Origin of the sequence: Vibrio marinisediminis (genome assembly GCF_014050145.1) — a bacterium.
Taxonomy (GTDB): Bacteria; Pseudomonadota; Gammaproteobacteria; order Enterobacterales; family Vibrionaceae; genus Vibrio; species Vibrio marinisediminis.
Genome location: NZ_JACFYF010000009.1, coordinates 1 through 18,825, shown reverse-complemented (window position 1 = coordinate 18,825; position 18,825 = coordinate 1). Strand labels below are relative to the sequence as shown.

At 42.6% G+C, this 18,825-nt stretch carries 20 protein-coding genes; 4 read left to right on the top strand and 16 right to left on the bottom strand.

Annotation, left to right across the window (positions count from 1 at the left end; translation table 11 throughout):
* Positions 1-56: 56 nt before the first annotated feature.
* From H2O73_RS14080 to potA, 5 genes are all read right to left on the bottom strand, one after another.
* A complete protein-coding gene (locus H2O73_RS14080; protein WP_182109500.1) occupies positions 57-1,094 on the bottom strand; it encodes an extracellular solute-binding protein in 1,038 nt (345 codons plus the stop codon).
* Between the two features lie 179 nt (positions 1,095-1,273).
* The gene (locus H2O73_RS14075; RefSeq protein WP_182109499.1) at positions 1,274-2,308 is read right to left on the bottom strand and encodes an extracellular solute-binding protein; all 1,035 of its coding nucleotides are present in this window, start codon (positions 2,306-2,308) and stop codon (positions 1,274-1,276) included.
* A gap of 101 nt (positions 2,309-2,409) precedes the next feature.
* Positions 2,410-3,180, bottom strand: a complete 771-nt coding sequence (gene potC, locus H2O73_RS14070) for a spermidine/putrescine ABC transporter permease PotC (RefSeq protein ID WP_182109498.1) — start codon at positions 3,178-3,180, stop codon at positions 2,410-2,412.
* Entirely contained in the window at positions 3,180-4,037 is an 858-nt protein-coding gene (gene potB, locus H2O73_RS14065; protein ID WP_182109616.1) for a spermidine/putrescine ABC transporter permease PotB, read from the bottom strand. Before potB ends, potC begins: the two co-directional genes overlap by 1 nt.
* On the bottom strand, positions 4,021-5,151 hold the full coding sequence (gene potA, locus H2O73_RS14060) for a spermidine/putrescine ABC transporter ATP-binding protein PotA (protein ID WP_182109615.1): 1,131 nt from the start codon (positions 5,149-5,151) through the stop codon (positions 4,021-4,023). The genes potB and potA overlap by 17 nt, the downstream gene beginning before the upstream one ends.
* Before the next feature lie 431 nt (positions 5,152-5,582).
* On the opposite strand from potA, the gene H2O73_RS14055 reads away from it, so the two are divergent.
* From H2O73_RS14055 to H2O73_RS14045, 3 genes are read left to right on the top strand one after another with little or no spacing between them, the layout of a single operon-like run.
* Positions 5,583-6,380 (top strand): DUF2189 domain-containing protein, encoded by a 798-nt coding sequence (locus H2O73_RS14055; RefSeq protein ID WP_182109497.1) that lies wholly within the window; start codon positions 5,583-5,585, stop codon positions 6,378-6,380.
* On the top strand, positions 6,373-7,200 hold the full coding sequence (locus tag H2O73_RS14050) for a glucosaminidase domain-containing protein (RefSeq protein ID WP_182109496.1): 828 nt from the start codon (positions 6,373-6,375) through the stop codon (positions 7,198-7,200). The genes H2O73_RS14055 and H2O73_RS14050 overlap by 8 nt, the downstream gene beginning before the upstream one ends.
* Complete coding sequence (locus H2O73_RS14045) at positions 7,200-7,859, top strand: DUF2987 domain-containing protein (RefSeq protein ID WP_182109495.1); 660 nt, start codon at positions 7,200-7,202, stop codon at positions 7,857-7,859. Before H2O73_RS14050 ends, H2O73_RS14045 begins: the two co-directional genes overlap by 1 nt.
* Before the next feature lie 62 nt (positions 7,860-7,921).
* On the opposite strand, the gene ttcA is transcribed toward H2O73_RS14045, so the two are convergent.
* The 11 genes from ttcA to ccoN all read right to left on the bottom strand — a co-directional run bounded on the left by ttcA (position 7,922) and on the right by ccoN (position 17,955).
* Positions 7,922-8,854, bottom strand: a complete 933-nt coding sequence (gene ttcA, locus H2O73_RS14040; protein ID WP_182109494.1) for a tRNA 2-thiocytidine(32) synthetase TtcA — start codon at positions 8,852-8,854, stop codon at positions 7,922-7,924.
* Between the two features lie 164 nt (positions 8,855-9,018).
* Positions 9,019-9,966 (bottom strand): universal stress protein UspE, encoded by a 948-nt coding sequence (uspE, locus tag H2O73_RS14035; protein ID WP_182109493.1) that lies wholly within the window; start codon positions 9,964-9,966, stop codon positions 9,019-9,021.
* A 150-nt stretch (positions 9,967-10,116) separates the two neighbouring features.
* On the bottom strand, positions 10,117-10,866 hold the full coding sequence (gene fnr, locus H2O73_RS14030) for a fumarate/nitrate reduction transcriptional regulator Fnr (RefSeq protein WP_075709575.1): 750 nt from the start codon (positions 10,864-10,866) through the stop codon (positions 10,117-10,119).
* Between the two features lie 91 nt (positions 10,867-10,957).
* A complete protein-coding gene (locus H2O73_RS14025; RefSeq protein ID WP_182109492.1) occupies positions 10,958-11,629 on the bottom strand; it encodes a sulfite exporter TauE/SafE family protein in 672 nt (223 codons plus the stop codon).
* Positions 11,626-11,787, bottom strand: a complete 162-nt coding sequence (ccoS, locus tag H2O73_RS14020; protein ID WP_182109491.1) for a cbb3-type cytochrome oxidase assembly protein CcoS — start codon at positions 11,785-11,787, stop codon at positions 11,626-11,628. The genes H2O73_RS14025 and ccoS overlap by 4 nt, the downstream gene beginning before the upstream one ends.
* 2 nt (positions 11,788-11,789) lie before the next feature.
* A complete protein-coding gene (locus H2O73_RS14015) occupies positions 11,790-14,162 on the bottom strand; it encodes a heavy metal translocating P-type ATPase (protein ID WP_182109490.1) in 2,373 nt (790 codons plus the stop codon).
* A 7-nt stretch (positions 14,163-14,169) separates the two neighbouring features.
* Positions 14,170-14,649: a FixH family protein gene (locus tag H2O73_RS14010; RefSeq protein WP_182109489.1), complete on the bottom strand. Its 480-nt coding sequence runs from the start codon at positions 14,647-14,649 to the stop codon at positions 14,170-14,172.
* An 84-nt stretch (positions 14,650-14,733) separates the two neighbouring features.
* Positions 14,734-15,711, bottom strand: a complete 978-nt coding sequence (gene ccoP / locus H2O73_RS14005; protein ID WP_182109488.1) for a cytochrome-c oxidase, cbb3-type subunit III — start codon at positions 15,709-15,711, stop codon at positions 14,734-14,736.
* Positions 15,711-15,884 (bottom strand): cbb3-type cytochrome oxidase subunit 3, encoded by a 174-nt coding sequence (locus H2O73_RS14000; protein WP_182109487.1) that lies wholly within the window; start codon positions 15,882-15,884, stop codon positions 15,711-15,713. Before H2O73_RS14000 ends, ccoP begins: the two co-directional genes overlap by 1 nt.
* Before the next feature lie 10 nt (positions 15,885-15,894).
* Entirely contained in the window at positions 15,895-16,515 is a 621-nt protein-coding gene (gene ccoO / locus H2O73_RS13995; protein ID WP_182109486.1) for a cytochrome-c oxidase, cbb3-type subunit II, read from the bottom strand.
* A 12-nt stretch (positions 16,516-16,527) separates the two neighbouring features.
* Positions 16,528-17,955: a cytochrome-c oxidase, cbb3-type subunit I gene (gene ccoN, locus H2O73_RS13990; protein WP_182109485.1), complete on the bottom strand. Its 1,428-nt coding sequence runs from the start codon at positions 17,953-17,955 to the stop codon at positions 16,528-16,530.
* A 259-nt stretch (positions 17,956-18,214) separates the two neighbouring features.
* Between ccoN and H2O73_RS13985 the strand changes: the two genes are divergently transcribed.
* Positions 18,215-18,565: a hypothetical protein gene (locus H2O73_RS13985; protein ID WP_182109622.1), complete on the top strand. Its 351-nt coding sequence runs from the start codon at positions 18,215-18,217 to the stop codon at positions 18,563-18,565.
* Positions 18,566-18,825: the final 260 nt, after the last annotated feature.

Genomic DNA, 18,825 nt, shown 5'->3' with positions numbered 1-18,825 from the left:
TTGGTTTCCAAAACAACAAAAGCGGCATTATGCCGCTTTTGTTGTTTAAGTAGATATTAGTTATCTACTTTTAACTTTTGGAAGTATTCGTCGTAAAGCACACTTGCTTCACCAACTTCATCTTGCCATTCGCCGCTGTCCATTACCTCTTGTGGAGGGAATACATTTGGATCGTTTGCGAATTCTTTCGGCAACAGTTCAAGCGCAGTTTTCACTGGCGTTGGGTAACCAATCTCAAGGGCAATTTTCGCAGCATTTTCAGGACGAAGAAGGAAGTTGATCATCTCGTGTGCTGCATCGATGTTTTTCGCACCAGAAGGGATTGCTAGGCTGTCCATCCAGAAGATAGCGCCTTTTTCTGGCCAAATTATATCGATTGATGCGCCTTCTTGGCGTGCCATGTAAGCCGAACCATTCCACAACATGCCTAGTGATACTTCGCCAGCAAGGTATGGGTTAGCAGGGAAGTCAGAGTTAAATACTAATACGTTTGGCATCAGCTTTTTAAGCTCTTCGTAAGCGGCTTTGATTTCGTCTGGGTTTGTTGTGTTAGGTGAGTAACCCAACTTTGTCAGTGCGATGTGGAAAACTTCACGAGAATCATCCATAAGCATTAGCTGACCAGCCCACTTGCTATCCCAAAAATCAGACCAGTTTTTTACTGTATCTTTTGGAAGCATTTCTGAGTTGATACCAATACCAGTCGCACCCCAGATGTATGGGATAGAGTAGTTGTTATTTGGATCAAAAGGTTTATTTAGGTAATTTGGATCAAGATCTGCAAAATGAGTTAGCTTCGACTTATCTAGCTGTTGGAGCATACCTTCTTTGCGCATCTTAGATACAAAGTAAGTAGACGGTACTACCAAATCGTAGCCAGCACCTTGAGTTTTCAACTTCGCGTACATACTTTCGTTAGATTCGTACGTTGAGTAGATTACTTTGATGCCAGTCTCTTTTGTAAAGTCTTCAAGAACTTCGTTAGGAATGTATTCCGACCAGTTGTAGAAATACAGTTCTTGATCAGCAGCCATCGCTGTAGAAGCGAATAGACCAGCTGCGCATAATGCGCCTGCATAGATTTTACTTTTCATTTTATTTCCGTTTTATCCTACTAAATCAGCATATTATCAATCCAGATAATATCCTCTGAGTAGTATTGTGTATAAAAAGTTGTTTATTGCTATATGAGAAAAATAGCAGCGCGCAATTATATCAGCCAAAAAATAAAAAAGGCAGCGAATGCTGCCTTTTTTGATTGCTATCTAGCGGATTATTGACCTGCTTTAAGCTTTAGGAAGTAGTCTTCGTACTTCACAGTCAAGTCACCTACAGAGTCTTGCCACTCAACGCGGTCTAGATCTTCTTGAGATGGGAATAGTGGAGCCACATCTTGGAATTTGTCGTTAGACGCTTTAACTGCCGTTAGGTAACCAGTGTCGCCAGAGATTTGCTCTGCGATTTCTGGACGTAGTAGGAAGTCGATCATCTTGTGAGCCGCTTCTACGTTTTTCGCACCAGAAGAGATTGCAAAGTTATCTACCCAACCGATACCGCCTTCTTTAGGGAAGACAAGTTTAAGTGGTAGACCTTCTTTTTGCGCAGCTGCTGCTGAGCCGTTCCAAAGCATACCAACGCCAACTTCACCAGACATGTAAGGCGCGCCAGGGTTGTCAGAGTTGAATACTAAAACGTTTGGCATTAGCTTTTGTAGTTCAGCGTAAGCTTCATCAATCTGCTTAGGATCGGTTGAGTTACCTGAGTAACCTAGCTTACGTAATGCAATGTGGAATACTTCACGAGTATCATCCATTAGCATTACTTGACCTTCAAGCTCTGGTTTCCATAGGTCAGCCCAGCTTTGGAAGTCGTTTGGATCGTACATGTCAGTATTAACGGCTAGACCAGTGATCGCGACTACGTGTGGGATAGAGTAGTCGTTGTTTGGATCAAAAGGCTTGTCTAGGTAGTTAGTATCAAGGTTATCGAAGTTAGACAGTTTTGACTTGTCGATCTTTTGTAGCATACCTTCATCGCGCATTTTTGCTACGAAATAGGTAGAAGGTACAACAAGATCATAACCTTGGTTATGAGTCTTTAGCTTGGCATACAAAGTTTCGTTCGACTCGTAAGTCGAATAGATCACCTTGATACCAGTCTCTTTGGTAAATTGCTCTAGGATATTACTATTAATGTAAGGACCCCAGTTCATAAATACCAATTCTTTGTTTTCGTCCGCTGCCACTGAACCAGAGAACAGAGAGAGCGCACATGCACTACCAGCTAATAGAGTAGCCCATTTTTTCATTGACGTTAGTCTCCAAACCAAACGTTGCTTAGAATTTTCTAAGCGTTTATAGAAAAACAGAATGGTGAGTTACCATTCTGTTTCGTGAAAAGTCCGCGATTCTACTTCACTTTCTCTCTTGCAAGCAACTGTGAAGTGATTACAAGCGCTAAAGAAACGATCAGCATGACTGTCGCAAGGGCATTCACCTCTGGAGAGATGCCCACTTTAACCATTGAGTAAATCTTCAATGGTAGAATTTCGTATGTTGGACCAGTAACAAAAGAGCTGATGATTACATCGTCCAATGACAACGTAAAGCTTAACAACCAACCCGCTGCAACAGCAGGTTTAGCCAGTGGCAGAATGATTTGTTTTAGAATCACCCATTCACTTGCACCAAGATCTTTTGCTGCTTCCAACATTTTCACGTCGAAACCATTTAAACGGCTGTATACAGAAACCACGACAAACGGTAGACAGAAAGTGATATGCGCTACCAATAGGGTAAGGAAACCAAGCTGTGCACCCATCACTAAGAATAGTGCTAGCAGCGAAATCGCCATTACGATATCAGGAGACATCATGACAACAAAAAGCATACCGTTGACTAAACCTTTACCCTTGAATGAGTAACGGAATAGGGCAACTGCGGTTAAACTACCGATAAGTGTAGCAGCTGTAGCCGAGAACATAGCGACATTTAAAGAATGCCACGCAGCTTGCATCAAGCTGTCGTTGTTGACTAAAGTTTCGTACCACTTAGTAGTGAATCCGCCCCATTTCATACCAAATTTATTGGCGTTAAATGAGTTAACGATCAGTACGATAATCGGCAAGTATAGAAACGCATACACTAGCGCCATAAAGCTAAATCTAACTGTACGTCCCATCAGTCTAGCTCCACTTTCTTATTCAATAATTTACCCGCTCTGTAGTAAGCGTATAACATCACCGCCATGGCAAAGGTGAGGGCAATACTGGTTGCAGCACCAAATGGCCAGTCTCGAGCATTCAGTACTTGGCTCTTAATCACGTTACCGATCAGCAGGTTCTTCGCTCCGCCCAATAAATCAGAAATGTAGAACATGCCAAGCGCAGGAAGTAGAACCAACAAGCAACCACCGATGATGCCAGGCATTGTCAGTGGCAAGATAACCTTAGTGAAGGTTTGAAACTTGTTCGCGCCAAGGTCTTTTGCAGCTTCGATATACGTTCCATCAAGTTTCTCAATCGCACTGTAGAGTGGCAGAATCATAAATGGCAGCAAAATGTAGACCAAGCCAATCATTACAGCGGTCTCGGTGTACATAAGACGGATTGGCTTATCGATGATTTCCATTGCGATTAACGATTTGTTTAAGATGCCTTGAGTACCCAATACGATTTTTAGACCGTAGGTACGAATCAAAGAGTTAGTCCAAAATGGAACAATCACCAAAAACAGCATGAAAGGGCGCCATTTCTCAGGCATTTTTGCAACGATATAAGCAAACGGGTAACCAAGGATCAAACACAGTACAGTCGCAATGATCGCCATGTAGAAAGAGTGCATTAACACCTTTGCGTACAGAGGGTCCATTAAACGAATGTAGTTATCGAAAGTGAAGGTCATTTCGATAAGATTTGCTTCGTCACGAGTCAGAAAGCTGGTACCGATGATCATCAGGTTAGGGATTAACACAAAGAGTGTTAGCCAACCTACGATCAGCGCGATGATAGCATTCTGAAGATTAAACTTCTTGCTCATCATTTAGTACAACCTCCCAGCTTTCAACCCAAGTAATAGCAACCTTTTGACCCAAAGAGTGGTCAACATCAGGATCGTCTTCATTGAAGAATTCGCTAACCATTACGCGCATGCCTGATTCAAGTTCGATAACCGAATCTAAAGTCATACCTTTATATGTACGCTCAACAACGTGACCGACGATGCCGCGCTGTTCAGACTCTTTGATCTCTTCGATGCGAAGGTCTTCAGGGCGAAGTAAGACTTGCAGCTTGTCTGCTGGGTTAGCTTCGTTTTCATAGTAAACAACAGATTCAACACCTTCGATTTCAGCGCGAATACGCTTTTCATCGATACGCTCAAGCATAGTAGTGTTGAACACGTTGATTTCACCAATGAAGCGAGCAACGAATAGGTTTTTGGGTTCTTCGTAAATTTCACGAGGAGAGCCATCTTGCTCGATCACACCGTCACGCATAACAATGATGCGATCAGACATAGATAGGGCTTCTTCTTGGTCATGAGTAACAAAGATGAAAGTGATGCCTAATTGACGCTGTAATTGTTTCAGCTCGATTTGCATCTGCTTACGCAGTTTGTAATCAAGAGCTGACAATGATTCATCAAGAAGCAGAACTTTAGGCTTGTTTACTACCGCACGTGCAATCGCAATACGTTGTTGCTGACCACCAGAAAGTTGGTGAGGTTTGCGCTGTGCCATTTTTTCTAGGCGTACCATGCGTAATGCTTCCATTACACGCGGTTCGATTTCAGCGTTCGCCACTTTCTGCATGCGCAGACCAAAAGCCACGTTCTCGAACACGGTCATATGAGGGAATAGTGCATAACTCTGGAATACAGTGTTGACGTGCCTTTGTTCAGCAGGAACCTGGGTAACATTTTGATTATCGATGATAATGCTGCCATTATCAGCGGTTTCAAAACCTGCAATCATCCTAAGAACGGTGGTTTTACCACAACCTGATGGACCTAGAATTGTTAAAAATTCACCGTGGTTCACATCAAGGTTAAGATTACCGATGATTTCCTTACCATCGAAACTCTTACTAATCCCAGTTAGACGGATAACTGGTTGCTCTGCTGTTTGTTTGTTCAACGTCTGTTTTTCTCCCACATTGGTCATTATGAGCTCAAATTCGTCAATGACCCGTAGTTACACAAATAGAGCCGCGCATCATAATCACCAATAGTGTGAATTCAAAGCATTTTCTTTCCTCATCATAGAAAAATTTTTGCAGGTAAAAGTAAACATTATTTACCATACTGTTTTTACGGGACTTGCAAGTTTCTAAACGAAGAAATGAAATGAGCGAATTTCACTCTAAAGGTTTGATGCCTTTTGACTATGTGGGTTAATTATTAATCAAATAAACAAGAAAGCAAGAGACAAGCGCAGAATCCATGTGTGTGTAGAATGGCTTTAAGTATAATGACCAACATCGCAAATTTTACTTACACCGTTATGTTTGCCTCCATAGGCTTATTCGCGGTATTTTTAAAGATAGTGAGATGGCAAACAAACGTGAATTTAAACCGGATTGAAAAATGAACAAAGATATTGAAAAAGACTTTAACTTAGGTGGAAGTATCGAACGTGCAATCTCCGGTAATTACGAGTTAAAAGCAGGGGACGTATTTAGGGAGGCTTGGGCGCAAACGGTCAAGAATTTCTTGTCCTTTTCACCGGCGATCATCATCTTGATGTTTGTCCAACTTGGTGTGTTTTACATTGCGCTCAAACTACAGCTTGGTGACCCATCAGTTATTTTTGACGGTTTGACCAACCCTGAAGCGTTCAACCAAACAATTGTACAAGCGATATACATCGCAAATTTTAGTTATGAAGTGATCAGTGCGCCAATCTATGCGGGCATCTGTTTAATGGCAATGAGCCACTCTGCCGGGCTAACGACGAAACCTCGTCATATTGGTAAGGGTTTGCAATATACAATCCCCGTTATTTTAGCGACTTTGTTTAGTCTAATGCTACAAGGCATTGCTGGTATGTTACTGCCGTTTTTGTCGATGTATCTATCACTGGCATTTAGCAATTCAATTTTGCTGATTTGTGAGAAAAAAGTGCCACCAATGCAGTCGTTGCTATTGTCGCTACGTGCAGTTAATAAGAAGATTTTCGTGCTTTCAGGCATATACATCATGGTGATGCTGATGTTTATCGCTGGTGCGATGTTCTACGGTATTGGTTTGATCTTTGTATTGCCATTCTTCTTTCATGTGAAAGGTATTATTTACCGAAATATGTTCGGTATTAAGTTAAAAATTGTCGCGTCAGAAAAATCGAAAGATGACGATGACCACAACCCGCAGGTGTTTAATGCGTAAATTGAATGTTTTCGCCGTAACAGCCACTATCGCAGTGGCTGTTTTTGGTTGGTACCGTTTTGAATTTCAAGCTCAAAATGAGCAACAAGTCGCGACCGATTCGATCACCTTTATTGGTCAAGCTGTCGGGGCTGCCCCTGATTTTGCCAACATTGAAAATGTGACTACAAAGAAGCAAGCCTTCTTTGATTATCTACGCCCCGGTGTAGAGTTGGAAAACCAGCGAGTTCAAAAAGAACGAGCTCGTTTAGAGCGCATAAGTAGAAACTTTAAAGCGAATAAGTTAACAGGTGAAGATAATGCCTATGCCAAACGCTTAGGTAAGTTGTACGATGTTGAACTGACCACCCAGGGCGTAACCGAAGCATGGCTTGATAAAATGCTTCATCGAGTCAACGTATTGCCTGAAGCGCTTGTGATGACGCAAGCGGCGAACGAGTCGGCTTGGGGTACCTCTCGCTTTGCTAAGCAGGCGAATAACTATTTTGGTCAATGGTGTTATAGCGAAGGCTGCGGAATGGTCCCATTACAACGTAACGAAGGGGCTGCGCACGAAGTGGCTAAGTTCTCTTCTGTTCAAGAATCGATTCATCGCTACTATATGAATGTTAACCGTAATAAGGCCTATTTTGACTTACGTGAGATCCGCTACGATCGTAAAGTCGCCGGTGAAAGCTTAATTGATACTCAAGCAGCAGTTGCGTTAACCAACGGATTACTAAAGTATTCTGAACGCGGTGAGGCTTACGTCAAGGACTTGCAGACGATGATAAGACATAATGACAAGTTCTGGACAAATTATACCGAACAATCAAAATAATGAAGAAAGTATCGCTCACACTCTTATCTGCAGCGCTTTTTAGCGCTGTTTCGATGCCAATCCAAGCTCAAGAATACATGTTCACTTACTCAAAGCTTTATTCTCATATGAAGCAAAATGCCAAAGAAGGGCATGAGGATGTGAAAGTAGGTCTTTTTTTCCTTAATGCTGATACAAAAAAGCTGTGTAAGATTGAAAAAGCATGGATGGAGAAAGAAGAACACTACGAAGAAATTGTTATCTCTGACTCACAAGAAGTCATGGTACCGCTTGATGATAATTTGAAGTCAGCGAATCCATTAGTGTTTGTTGATACACCAATGGATCAACGTTGTGATTTTTCGATGGTTGTAATGACCAAACAACCATTTGTAGGCGAAGTCAGTTACCAACAAGTAGAAGTTTTGCTGCCGCAAATGCAGTCGATTCTTGAAGAATTGGGTGGGATGTTTGCGAGTTGGTTTACACCTGCTGTTGAAGGGGTCACGTTAGAATTTGCGAACAACCTTAATTCAAAAGTGACGTTTTCCAATGGAAGTGAAAAACAGATCGTTGATGGTAAAGTTCAGGTGAGTTTGAGTGAAATTGGTGAAAACGGTTTTATGACGTTGCCTCAAGAAACACTCCGAGTGTTGCCATATCTGCCTAGCGCTAAATAGTGCCAATCCACAAATAGCAAAAGGGTCGCAATCGCGACCCTTTTTAATCATTCCAATTTGGCTTATAGGTTTGTTACATCAAGCTTCAAGCTTGGATCAAACTCTTGCACAATATCTTCATCAACGAAGTTTTGCACTGGGATTTCTTCTTTATCAAAGCCAATGTCACCGCCGTTAATAACGCCAGAGTCACGGTTGATTGATTTGAAATCAAACAATTCGTAGTCGGCAAGATGGCTTGGTACTACGTTTTGCATTGCGCGGAACATGCTTTCGATACGACCAGGGAATCGCTTATCCCAATCATTCAACATTTGCTTGATAGCTTGACGTTGAAGGTTTGGCTGAGAACCGCATAAATTACAAGGGATGATAGGGTATTCACGCATATCAGCAAACTTGATAATGTCTTTCTCACGGCAGTACGCCAGTGGACGGATTACGACGTGCTCACCGTTATCGGAAACCAGTTTAGGTGGCATTCCTTTGATTTTACCGCCATGGAACATATTCAGGAACAAGGTTTCTAAAATATCATCACGGTGGTGACCAAGTGCAATTTTGGTTGCGCCAATCTCTTTCGCTGTACGGTACAAAATACCACGGCGTAAACGAGAGCATAGCGAACAAGTGGTTTTCCCTTCTGGAATTTTATCTTGTACGATCGAGTAGGTATCTTCTTCTACAATCTTGTACTCAACACCCAATGATTCAAGGTACTCAGGCAGAATGTGTGCAGGGAAACCTGGCTGTTTTTGGTCAAGGTTTACCGCAATAAGCGAAAAAGAAATAGGAGCGCTCTTTTGCAAGCTCGTTAGTATTTCCAACATAGTAAAGCTGTCTTTACCGCCCGATAAACAAACCATAATGCGGTCGCCATCTTCAATCATGTTGAAATCTTGGATCGCTTGGCCAGTGTTGCGGCGAATACGCTTTTGAAGTTTGTTGAAATTATATTGTTGAGCTTTAGTTAGCTCTTGAGTTTGCTCAGTCATTAGTCCGCAGTCTTATCGTAATCTTAAACACATTCATACTTTAATGGCACGAATCGCCGTAAGGAAAGTATGAAGGGCGTATAATACGGATAAATCTATCAGATGCTAGTGCTTTTATCTTAGTGATAAAAAAATCCCCTCTAATATCGAGGGGATGGTATGCGTTAGATTGCGGTAGAAGGATCGAGAGGACTAATATAACCCTCTGGCTTGAGAGCCAACACATCACAGTTTATTTTATCGATAACGTGTTCTGCCGTATTACCAATGAAGACAGCAGATAAACCAGTGCGTCCTGTAGTGCCAATAATAACCATTGCCGCATTCAGTTTTTGAGCCGATTCTGGAATGATATCTTCCGGCAAGCCTTGCTCAACGATGGTTTGTTCATCATCATAACCATGCTTTTGACGCAGAGCTTTCATCGCTGTTAGGTGATGACCTCTTACTGCATCGGTATAAGTTGTCGGATCGAACTCCGGTAACTCAATCGTGATATTAGCAGGCGTGACAGGATAAGCATTGACCAAGTAAGGTTTTGCCCCCAGTCTCTCAGAAAGACTGTTGAGTTGCTCAACCATGGAATCGTTAAGGCTTTGATGGGTTTCATTTTCAGAACCCACATGTACAGAGGCCAAAATACTTGCGTTTTCAGGCCAATCTGAATTTTTAACCAACAAAACAGGTGCTGGACACTTACGGAGTAAATGCCAATCCGTTGGGGTAAAAATGACAGACTCTAATACATCATGTTTTCGTGTGCCTTTGATTACAATATCGTGATTACCTGCATACACCTCAGCAATAACAGCTTCGTAAGGGCGGTTATGCCACACCACGACAACATCGAATTCTATTGAATCGTTAATGTAGGGCTCAGCTACAGTTCGCATCCACTGTTCACGTTGATGAATGACACCTTTACGCATCGCATTTCTCTCGTCGACAGAGAGCATTGATGTCATATCATAGGAGAAGTCATAGATTGATAGAAAAAACGTTACATGGCTGCGTGAGCGGCTTTTAGAAGCTAATTGCATAGCGCGTGCAAGCGCTGGCTGATCATCGCTATTAATATTGGCAACGACTAGGATGTTATTATAAATACTCATAGTTAACTCCTTAGTGAAGAGGAGACTTATACCTAAGTCAACCGGGCCGACATGTTCACTTTAGCTTAGTTCGATGAGTTTTATTAGCAAAAAATGCGATAGAGAGGGGGAAAGTATGATGTAGCTCATTAAAGAGCTACATCATTGAAGTTATTGAGATTCTGTTGAAACACCAGCGAGTTGCATCAATGCATCATGATCAATGATGGTGATGTATTTGCCTTTTACACTTAGAATTTCCGATTTTTGGAAACGACCAAGTAATCGACTAATCGTTTCAACGGTTAAGCCTAAGTAGTTACCAATATCACCACGAGTCATGGTTAGACGGAACTCACGAGGGCTAAAACCACGCTGAGAAAAACGCGTTGAAAGGTTGTATAGAAATGCGGCTAGGCGTTCTTCTGCATTTTTCTTTGAAAGCAACAAGATCATCTCTTGATCGCCTTTAATCTCATTACTCATTAGACGCATGATTTGTTGACGAAGCTTAGGCATTTTACCTGATAGATCGTCTAAGATTTCGTAAGGAATCTCACAAACCATTGAAGTTTCAAGCGCTTGAGCGAAGCTAGGGTGGCTATCATCTGTAATAGCATCAAAGCCCACCAAATCGCCCGCTAAGTGGAACGCTGTAATCTGCTCATCACCTTGTTCGGTAATGGTATAGCTCTTGATCGTACCTGATCGAATCGCATATAGCGACTTCAACTCATCACCAGCCTTAAATAGCTCTTGGCCTTTTTGAATTGGCTTTTTACGCTCAATGATTTGGTCAAGTTGATCAAGCTCTGATTCATTTAATGTAAATGGAATGCAAAGCTGGCTAATACTACAATCTTGACAATGTATAGCACAACCACCCGACTGAATGCGTTTTGCAGGCTTTTCAGAAATCATAACAACCTTTCACTATTTGATATACATCAATATTTTACCACCGCTAAACTATAAAAGGTAGTGAAAAAAGGTGCTTAAAAACAGTAATCTATCAACTTATCATTAGTAAATTAATAGAACCGTAGGCGGTATAAATACCATAAGCCAATATTGCGAGGGCGCCAATATTTCGAAAAACGGGTGATTGTTGCAACTTGTGTAAATGCTGAGATCCGTAGCCAACGGCAACCATTGCTGGCAATGTGCCCAAGCCAAAACTCGCCATGATCATAGCACCATTAACACTGCTTCCTGAGACGACAGCCCAAGTCAGAGTTGAATAGACAAGCCCGCAAGGTAACCAGCCCCATATAAAACCAAAGGGAACAGCTTGTAAGGGATTGGTTAAAGGAAGGAGGTTTCTACCCATTGGCGAAATGTATTTCCAAAGCTTCTGACCGAGTTTTTCAATCACTAATAAACCTTGCCACCATTTGCCAATATAGCACGCCAGAAGAACCATAAAGAGCGCAGCAACTAGGCGTAACCAGGCAAAACTTTGGTTCAAATTTGCGACGTCTGCAACGCTTGAAACGGCACCGCCGATCAAGCCGCCGATCAGTGCATAACTAAAAATGCGACCAAGATTATAATATAGAGGGATAAGTGCTGAAGGGCGAGTTTGTCCCATCGATAATAAAGAGGCGATTCCACCGCACATCCCAACGCAATGACCAGCCCCAACCAGCCCAATGAAAAAGGCGGCGATAAAATCTGCACTCATTTATGGTCTTTGTCCTGTTCATCTTCGTCAAACAAGATGTTGTGCCCTTGACGCTCGAGGTCTTCAAATTGTTCGCTTTTCACTGCCCATAGAAAAATTGCGACGGCAACGCAGACCAACAATATCGCGATTGGGATAAGAATATACAGGCTTTCCATGGTTATTGACCTTGTTCTTTGAGCAATCTAAGTGAGTTCGAAACGACAATGATCGAACTTGCTGACATTCCCACTACCGCAAAGTAGGGAGCCACTAAACCAGCGACGGCTAACGGTAGGATTAATAAATTATACCCTAGTGACCATGCGAGGTTTTCTGCAATTATTCGACGAGTTTTAAGAGCTAGCTCACGTGCTTTTAGAATACGGTCTAGATTATCACCCAGTAACACCATGTCTGCCGATGCCTTAGCAACGTCAGTACCACCCCCCATCGCGATCGACAAGTGTGCCCCTGCTAGAGTCGGTGCATCGTTGATTCCATCACCAATCATCATCGTGATGTCATTTTTACCGCCTGATTTGAGGTAGTCTAATTTATCTTGCGGTTTTGCATCGAAGATAACGTCGTCAATTCCGATTTGCTTAGCGACGAGCTGAGCATTTTGTTCAGAATCTCCGGTGAGTAGCGTAACTCGGATGCCCGCTGCACGAAATTGCTCAATAAATTGCTTGGACTCTTTACGAATAGGGTCTTGATAAGTAAATGTGGCAACATGCTCGCCGTTTAATGATAGATAGATGGCATTGGTACTTTGGGCTCGCTTGTCAGAAAGTACAAAGTTTGCACTGCCAATTTTAACCGTCTGACCGCTATAGAGACCAGAGATCCCTGAGCCAATTACATTCTCGATACTGTCTACAACCAGTTGTGGGTTGAGAAAAGGACGAAATGCACGTGCTAATGGATGGTTAGCATGAGATTCCAGCGCGGCGGCAATCTCAAGAGCTTGCTGTTTATCAAGCGAACCATGTAAAGCAACATCACTAATTTCAATGTCACCATGGGTCAGCGTACCTGTTTTGTCGACGATTAGATGGTTTACTTTGCATAAGGTTTCGAATACATGGCTCTTACGCAACAAAATACCAAAATTACCCATTCGAGATGTGGCGCAGGTTAATGCCGTCGGTGTTGCGAGAGACAATGCACAAGGGCAGGTCGCCACCAAAACAGCGAGCATGATCCAAAACGCATCTTCTGGCTGGTTCTGTTGCCAATAAAACCAAGTACCTGCGGCAATAATTAAAATCACTGCAACAAAGTAGCGCGCGACAACATCGGCAATTTCCGCGATTTTAGGCTTAGATAGCTGTGCTTCGTCCTGTAAACGAACAATGTTAGAGATCATTGAGTCCGCTTTTGACGAGCGAACTTCTAGTACAAACGACTCCTCACCATTTAAGGTACCAGCGAAAATCGAGTCGCCGATTTGTTTCACAACAGGCACTGATTCGCCGGTCAGCATTGATTCATCAATATGAATTCGCCCATCTATAATGATGCCATCTGCTGGAATATGTTCCCCTGGCAGTACTCGAACTTGATCACCAATTTTTAGGGTTTTTACTGGTATCTGTTCACCATCAATAGTTGTTGCCATTGAAGGGATAAGCTTGAGGAGGTTGCCACTTGCTGCAGCGGCTTTGCGCCTTGCGCGCATTTCCAAAAATCGCCCGACCAAGAGAAAGAATGCGAACATTGAAATCGATTCAAAAAATACTTCACCTTGCTCGGTAACCGTTGCAATAACACTGGCTACGTAAGCGAATATCATTGCAATAGAAACTGGAACATCCATACCAAGAGTGCGACTACGTATACTGCGCCAAGCGTTGATATAAAAAGGCAGAGCAGAGTAGAGCATAACTGGAGTTGCGAAGATTAAACTTACCCAACGAAAGTAATTTCTAAATTCGACATCAAGATCGCCAAATACCTCTAGGTAAAGAGCTACCGCCAGCATCATTACTTGCATGGTTGCCAAGCCAGCAATACCTAACCGATATAAGTATTGCTTCATGGCTTGATGATAAGCGGCTTCTTGTTGGTCTGCTTCAAATGGGGCGGCTTTATAGCCAAGGCGATGGATAGCCGCAAGAAGGTCGCTAAGTTTGGTTTTGGTATTGTTCCAAGAGAGTAAGGCGCGATTGGTTGTGGTGTTTACGCGAATTTGCACAACCCCTGAGGTGTGGGATAGCTGCTTTTCAATTAGCCAGGCACAAGCAGCACAAGAAATACCGTCTAGTGACAATGTAACTTCAGAGAGTTCATCACTATTGCGCACAAATTCATTTTGCACTTCTTCGTTGTCATAGTGGATGAGTGCTTGTAGCTGTTCTGGTACAAGATCTGCTTTTTCTGCCGGAGCGGTGCGATACTGGTAATAAGAAACAAGACCACTGTCGATAATGGTCTGCGCCACGGTTTCACAACCGGGGCAGCACATCTCTCGTAATTCACCAAGAATTTCTACTTTAAAGTCCGTGTTGACTGGTACATCTTCACCACAGTGATAACACGCTTTGCACATAATACTTTTAGTCCATTAATACAGTAGCTGACTCAGAAGGGAAATTAACGCGACCTTGGATAAGCCAAGATTTGTCGTGTGGGGTGAGTTCAATAAACCATGGACCTTCAATAGAGTTCTCTAGTTTAATTCGATAGTTACCTAATGCATCTGACGTGATCAATTGGCTAAAATCTTGGTCGGCTAGTGTTCGATGAGCAAACATGGCTGAAAGAGCAGGGAAATGTGGCATGTTCCCTTTATCAAACTGAATAATGATATCTGCGCCATCTGAGATAACACTAGCTTTTAACTTTAGCTCATTAGCTGCGTTGACTTTTGATATATCAATATTAATCCCTTTACCTTTTTTGTAGTAATCCTCGGTGACTAAGGATGGGGAGTTCTCGATAGAAATAGACAAGGTTATGAATGCCGCCACTACAACCGTTAATGGAAGAGCGATTAGAAACCACGGCCAAAACTGCTTATACCAAGGCTTTACCATAAAAAAGTTCTCAAATGAAAATGAAAGTAGGAATAATTTAACGAAATGACAGCCCCTTAGAAAGGGGCTGTTTTAGAAATGTTACTATTTATCGGAGTTACTTAGGCTCCATACATACGCAGATACAAGCTGAACTTTGTCTTCGCCCAGAATATCTTTCCACGCAGGCATCACACCAGAACGACCATTTGTTACTGTTTCAGTAACGGCTGCACGGCTGCCACCAAATAACCAAGTTTGATCAGTTAAATCTGGCGCACCAACGGCAGGGTTACCTTTACCGTCCGTTCCATGACAAGCGGCACAAACAACAAATCGTGCTTTACCGGCTTCAGCTTCTTTCGCGTTCACCGAACGACCTGAAAGGCTAAGTGTATAGGTAACCACTTCTTTCACGCCTTGCTCGCCAAGAGCAGCTTGCCAACCTGGCATTTGACCGATACGACCTTGCATTATAGTGGTCACGATAGCTTGTGGTTCACCGCCGTATAACCAAGCGTTATCGGCTAGGTTAGGGAAGCCGGTTTGACCACGTGCGTCGGAACCATGACACTGAGAACAGTTTTGTATAAATAGACGCTGGCCTACTTTTACCGCTTCAGGATCTTGGGCGATGTCAGGAATCGCTTTTAGCTCATCCGTACCATCAACGTAGGCTAAACGACGGAATGCTTCACCAAAGTAGGTGTCAGCATCATCTAGCTCTTTTGCGTATTGGTCCAATTGTTTATTTTGCTGCGCACCTTCAATCGCTTGTTTAGATTCTGCAAGAGTTTGAACCGTTTGGTTCGAACTTTGCCAACCTAACAAACCTTTGAAGTTACCTAAACCTGGGTAAAGCGCTAGGTAAATTGCGGCAAAAACGAATGTACTAACAAAAAGGTAAGTCCACCATTTTGGTAGTGGGTTGTTGAGTTCACGAATACCATCGTATTCGTGCCCCATGTCAGCGCCGTCCTCTACACCCATTTTGTCACTTAGGCACCAGTAGAGAATAGCTGCACAGCCAAGCAAAGTGCCGACCGTGATAATGATTATCCAAAGACTCCAAAACGTCGTCATTATTTGGTCACTCCTTGATCTTTCGTGGGCGTTTGCTCTTCATCAGCGAAAACAAGGTTAGCAGCTTCATCAAAGCGAGCTTTACGGCTCTTGCCGTATGCCCACCAAACTACACCTATAAAGCTCACAAAAAGTACTATGGTCCAAATACTGTGAATAGTACCGATATCCATAATCTGCTCCTTACTTCATTGCATGACCAAGTGATTGTAGGTAGGCAATGATGGCATCCATCTCTGTCTTACCTTCTACATCTTTAGCCGCATTTGCAATTTGGTCATCAGTGTAAGGAACACCAAACTGATTACGGAACAGTTCGAGTTTCTTCTGTGTATCTTTGCCATCAAGAACGTTTTCAGCCAGCCATGGGAACCCAGGCATGTTTGATTCTGGTACTAGCTCACGAGGATCAATTAAGTGTACGCGGTGCCATTCATCTGAATAACGACCACCAACACGTGCTAGATCAGGACCTGTACGCTTAGAACCCCACAAGAATGGATGCTCCCAAACACTCTCACCAGCTACGGAGTAGTGACCATAACGCTCAGTTTCAGAACGGAATGGGCGGATCATTTGGCTATGACATGTATTACAACCTTCGCGGATGTAAACATCGCGACCTTCCATTTCTAACGCCGTGTACGGACGTAAGTTTTCTACTGGCTCTGTTGTCTGCTTCTGGAAGATAAGCGGAGTAATCTCTACTAATGCTCCCAAACTGATAGCAAACACAATACAAATCGCAAGTAAACCGACGTTACGTTCGACAATCTCATGGCGATTGTTAGAATTTGAACTCATTCTTAAATCTCCTTATGCCGGTTGTTCAATAGCTTTTAGGCTATGTTTCGGTGCATTGATTGTCTTGTATGTGTTGTACGCCATTAGGAACATACCGCTTAGGAAAATAAATCCACCAATGAATCGTACGGTGTAGAACGGATAAGACGCCTGAACTGATTCAACAAAACTGTAAGTTAACGTACCGTCAGAGTTAACTGCACGCCACATCAGACCCTGCATTACACCTGAAATCCACATAGCAACGATGTACAGAACAGTACCAATAGTTGCTAGCCAGAAGTGCGCATTGATCATACCAACAGAGTACATACGCTCTTGACCGAATAGGCGAGGGACTAGGTGGTACACAGAACCGATTGAAACCATTGCAACCCAACCTAATGCACCAGAGTGAACGTGACCGATAGTCCAATCTGTGTAGTGCGAAAGCGCGTTAACCGTCTTAATCGACATCATTGGACCTTCAAAGGTCGACATGCCGTAGAAAGATAGGGATACGATTAAGAAACGCAAAATAGGGTCATAACGTAGTTTGTGCCACGCACCTGATAAGGTCATGATACCGTTGATCATACCACCCCAAGATGGTGCAAACAGTACCAGCGACATCACCATACCCAATGACTGTGTCCAGTCAGGTAGAGCGGTGTAATGTAGGTGGTGAGGACCAGCCCAAATATATAGAGAAACTAGCGCCCAGAAGTGGACGATAGATAGACGGTAAGAATAAACAGGGCGCTCGGCTTGCTTAGGTACAAAGTAGTACATCATACCAAGGAAACCGGCTGTTAAAAGGAAACCTACCGCATTGTGCCCGTACCACCACTGAACCATGGCATCGACGGCACCGGAATAAATCGAATAAGACTTACCAGCACTTACAGGAATCGCCATACTGTTTACGATATGAAGAACGGCAACGGTGATAATAAACGCACCGAAGAACCAGTTCGCCACATAAATATGGGAGGTATTACGTTTAATCAATGTCCCGAAGAACACGACAGCGTAAGAAACCCATACCACAGCGATTGCGATATCGATTGGCCATTCTAATTCTGCGTATTCTTTACCGGAGGTTAAACCCAAAGGTAAAGTAATGGCTGCGGCTAAAATAATCGCTTGCCAGCCCCAGAATGTAAATGCCACTAAAGGGCCACCAAATAAACGCGTCTGACAAGTACGCTGCACAACATAATAGGATGTTGCGAACAGAGCACTGGTACCAAACGCAAAAATAACCGCATTAGTATGCAGGGGACGTAATCGACTATACGTCAGCCACGGTGTATCAAAGTTTAACTGTGGCCATACTAATTGAGCGGCGATCAAAACACCAACTGCCATCCCGACAATACCCCAGAGGATTGTCACCAAAGTAAATTGACGGACGACTGTATAGTTGTAGTTTTGTTCAAGCTGCTTTTCTTGGCTCATATATGCATGCTTCCAATTCTAATTACTACACTTTACTTCCAACACGACTCATGTCGTAATGCCACCCAAAACTCCTTTGAAATACTTGACCTATTATTACGGTTAAATAATCTTGGCGATTTTTAATAAAAGTGGCATTTTCAGTGTCAAATAATACGTCATTTAACATTTCAATGACAGGGAGGTAACCTTACTCTTGGTCTGGATTTGGTTTTTTATTTAAAAACTTTGAAGTTTGTTGCACGGAGAACACAGTATTATGGCAGCACAAAAGCTAACGAAAGGACGTTTTGTTCAAATAATCATCATGTTAACACTGCTGATCGTGGCGTTTTTTTGGAGAACGATGACTTACAATGAGGTGGTTAGAGTTAATTGCGTAGGTCAAACAGAATGTAACTTTGACGTTAATGGGAGCCAGTTCACAGCAACAATTAATGGAAAAATGTTAGAGATTCGCACATCGGAAATGAATTGGATTCTTCAAGGTAGTGAGGCAACCAGTGAGAGTAATCAACTATGGAAATTAGCCGCACAAAACATACATTCAATGACGTTAGAAAATAAAAAAACAAAGCAAACCTACACCATAGAGTTAACTGCAAAATAGATCTAACGTAAGTAATGTTTTAAACAAAACTACATAGTGTTTCTTAATAATCAAATTAATATCGTCAGATAGTAAATATGATTATTAAGTATTTTATGGTAAATCGGTTATGTTAAGTGAGAGCACGCGCTGATGATAGAGAAGAGTGACTATACAATAGGAACTTGTATTTGAAAGCGCAGCATTTAACATAATATACATAATGCGCACTGAGCTTGTTATAACAAAGCGAAAATGTCCTAATATTACCAAGCGAAAAT

Coding starts and splice junctions, on each gene's coding strand:
- H2O73_RS14080 (WP_182109500.1), bottom strand. CDS start 1,094: ATGAAAAGTAAAATCTATGCAGGCGCATTATGCGCAGCTGGTCTATTC.
- H2O73_RS14075 (WP_182109499.1), bottom strand. CDS start 2,308: ATGAAAAAATGGGCTACTCTATTAGCTGGTAGTGCATGTGCGCTCTCT.
- potC (WP_182109498.1), bottom strand. CDS start 3,180: ATGGGACGTACAGTTAGATTTAGCTTTATGGCGCTAGTGTATGCGTTT.
- potB (WP_182109616.1), bottom strand. CDS start 4,037: ATGAGCAAGAAGTTTAATCTTCAGAATGCTATCATCGCGCTGATCGTA.
- H2O73_RS14055 (WP_182109497.1), top strand. CDS start 5,583: ATGAACAAAGATATTGAAAAAGACTTTAACTTAGGTGGAAGTATCGAA.
- H2O73_RS14050 (WP_182109496.1), top strand. CDS start 6,373: ATGCGTAAATTGAATGTTTTCGCCGTAACAGCCACTATCGCAGTGGCT.
- H2O73_RS14045 (WP_182109495.1), top strand. CDS start 7,200: ATGAAGAAAGTATCGCTCACACTCTTATCTGCAGCGCTTTTTAGCGCT.
- ttcA (WP_182109494.1), bottom strand. CDS start 8,854: ATGACTGAGCAAACTCAAGAGCTAACTAAAGCTCAACAATATAATTTC.
- uspE (WP_182109493.1), bottom strand. CDS start 9,966: ATGAGTATTTATAATAACATCCTAGTCGTTGCCAATATTAATAGCGAT.
- fnr (WP_075709575.1), bottom strand. CDS start 10,866: ATGATTTCTGAAAAGCCTGCAAAACGCATTCAGTCGGGTGGTTGTGCT.
- H2O73_RS14025 (WP_182109492.1), bottom strand. CDS start 11,629: ATGAGTGCAGATTTTATCGCCGCCTTTTTCATTGGGCTGGTTGGGGCT.
- ccoS (WP_182109491.1), bottom strand. CDS start 11,787: ATGGAAAGCCTGTATATTCTTATCCCAATCGCGATATTGTTGGTCTGC.
- H2O73_RS14015 (WP_182109490.1), bottom strand. CDS start 14,162: ATGTGCAAAGCGTGTTATCACTGTGGTGAAGATGTACCAGTCAACACG.
- H2O73_RS14010 (WP_182109489.1), bottom strand. CDS start 14,649: ATGGTAAAGCCTTGGTATAAGCAGTTTTGGCCGTGGTTTCTAATCGCT.
- ccoP (WP_182109488.1), bottom strand. CDS start 15,711: ATGACGACGTTTTGGAGTCTTTGGATAATCATTATCACGGTCGGCACT.
- H2O73_RS14000 (WP_182109487.1), bottom strand. CDS start 15,884: ATGGATATCGGTACTATTCACAGTATTTGGACCATAGTACTTTTTGTG.
- ccoO (WP_182109486.1), bottom strand. CDS start 16,515: ATGAGTTCAAATTCTAACAATCGCCATGAGATTGTCGAACGTAACGTC.
- ccoN (WP_182109485.1), bottom strand. CDS start 17,955: ATGAGCCAAGAAAAGCAGCTTGAACAAAACTACAACTATACAGTCGTC.
- H2O73_RS13985 (WP_182109622.1), top strand. CDS start 18,215: ATGGCAGCACAAAAGCTAACGAAAGGACGTTTTGTTCAAATAATCATC.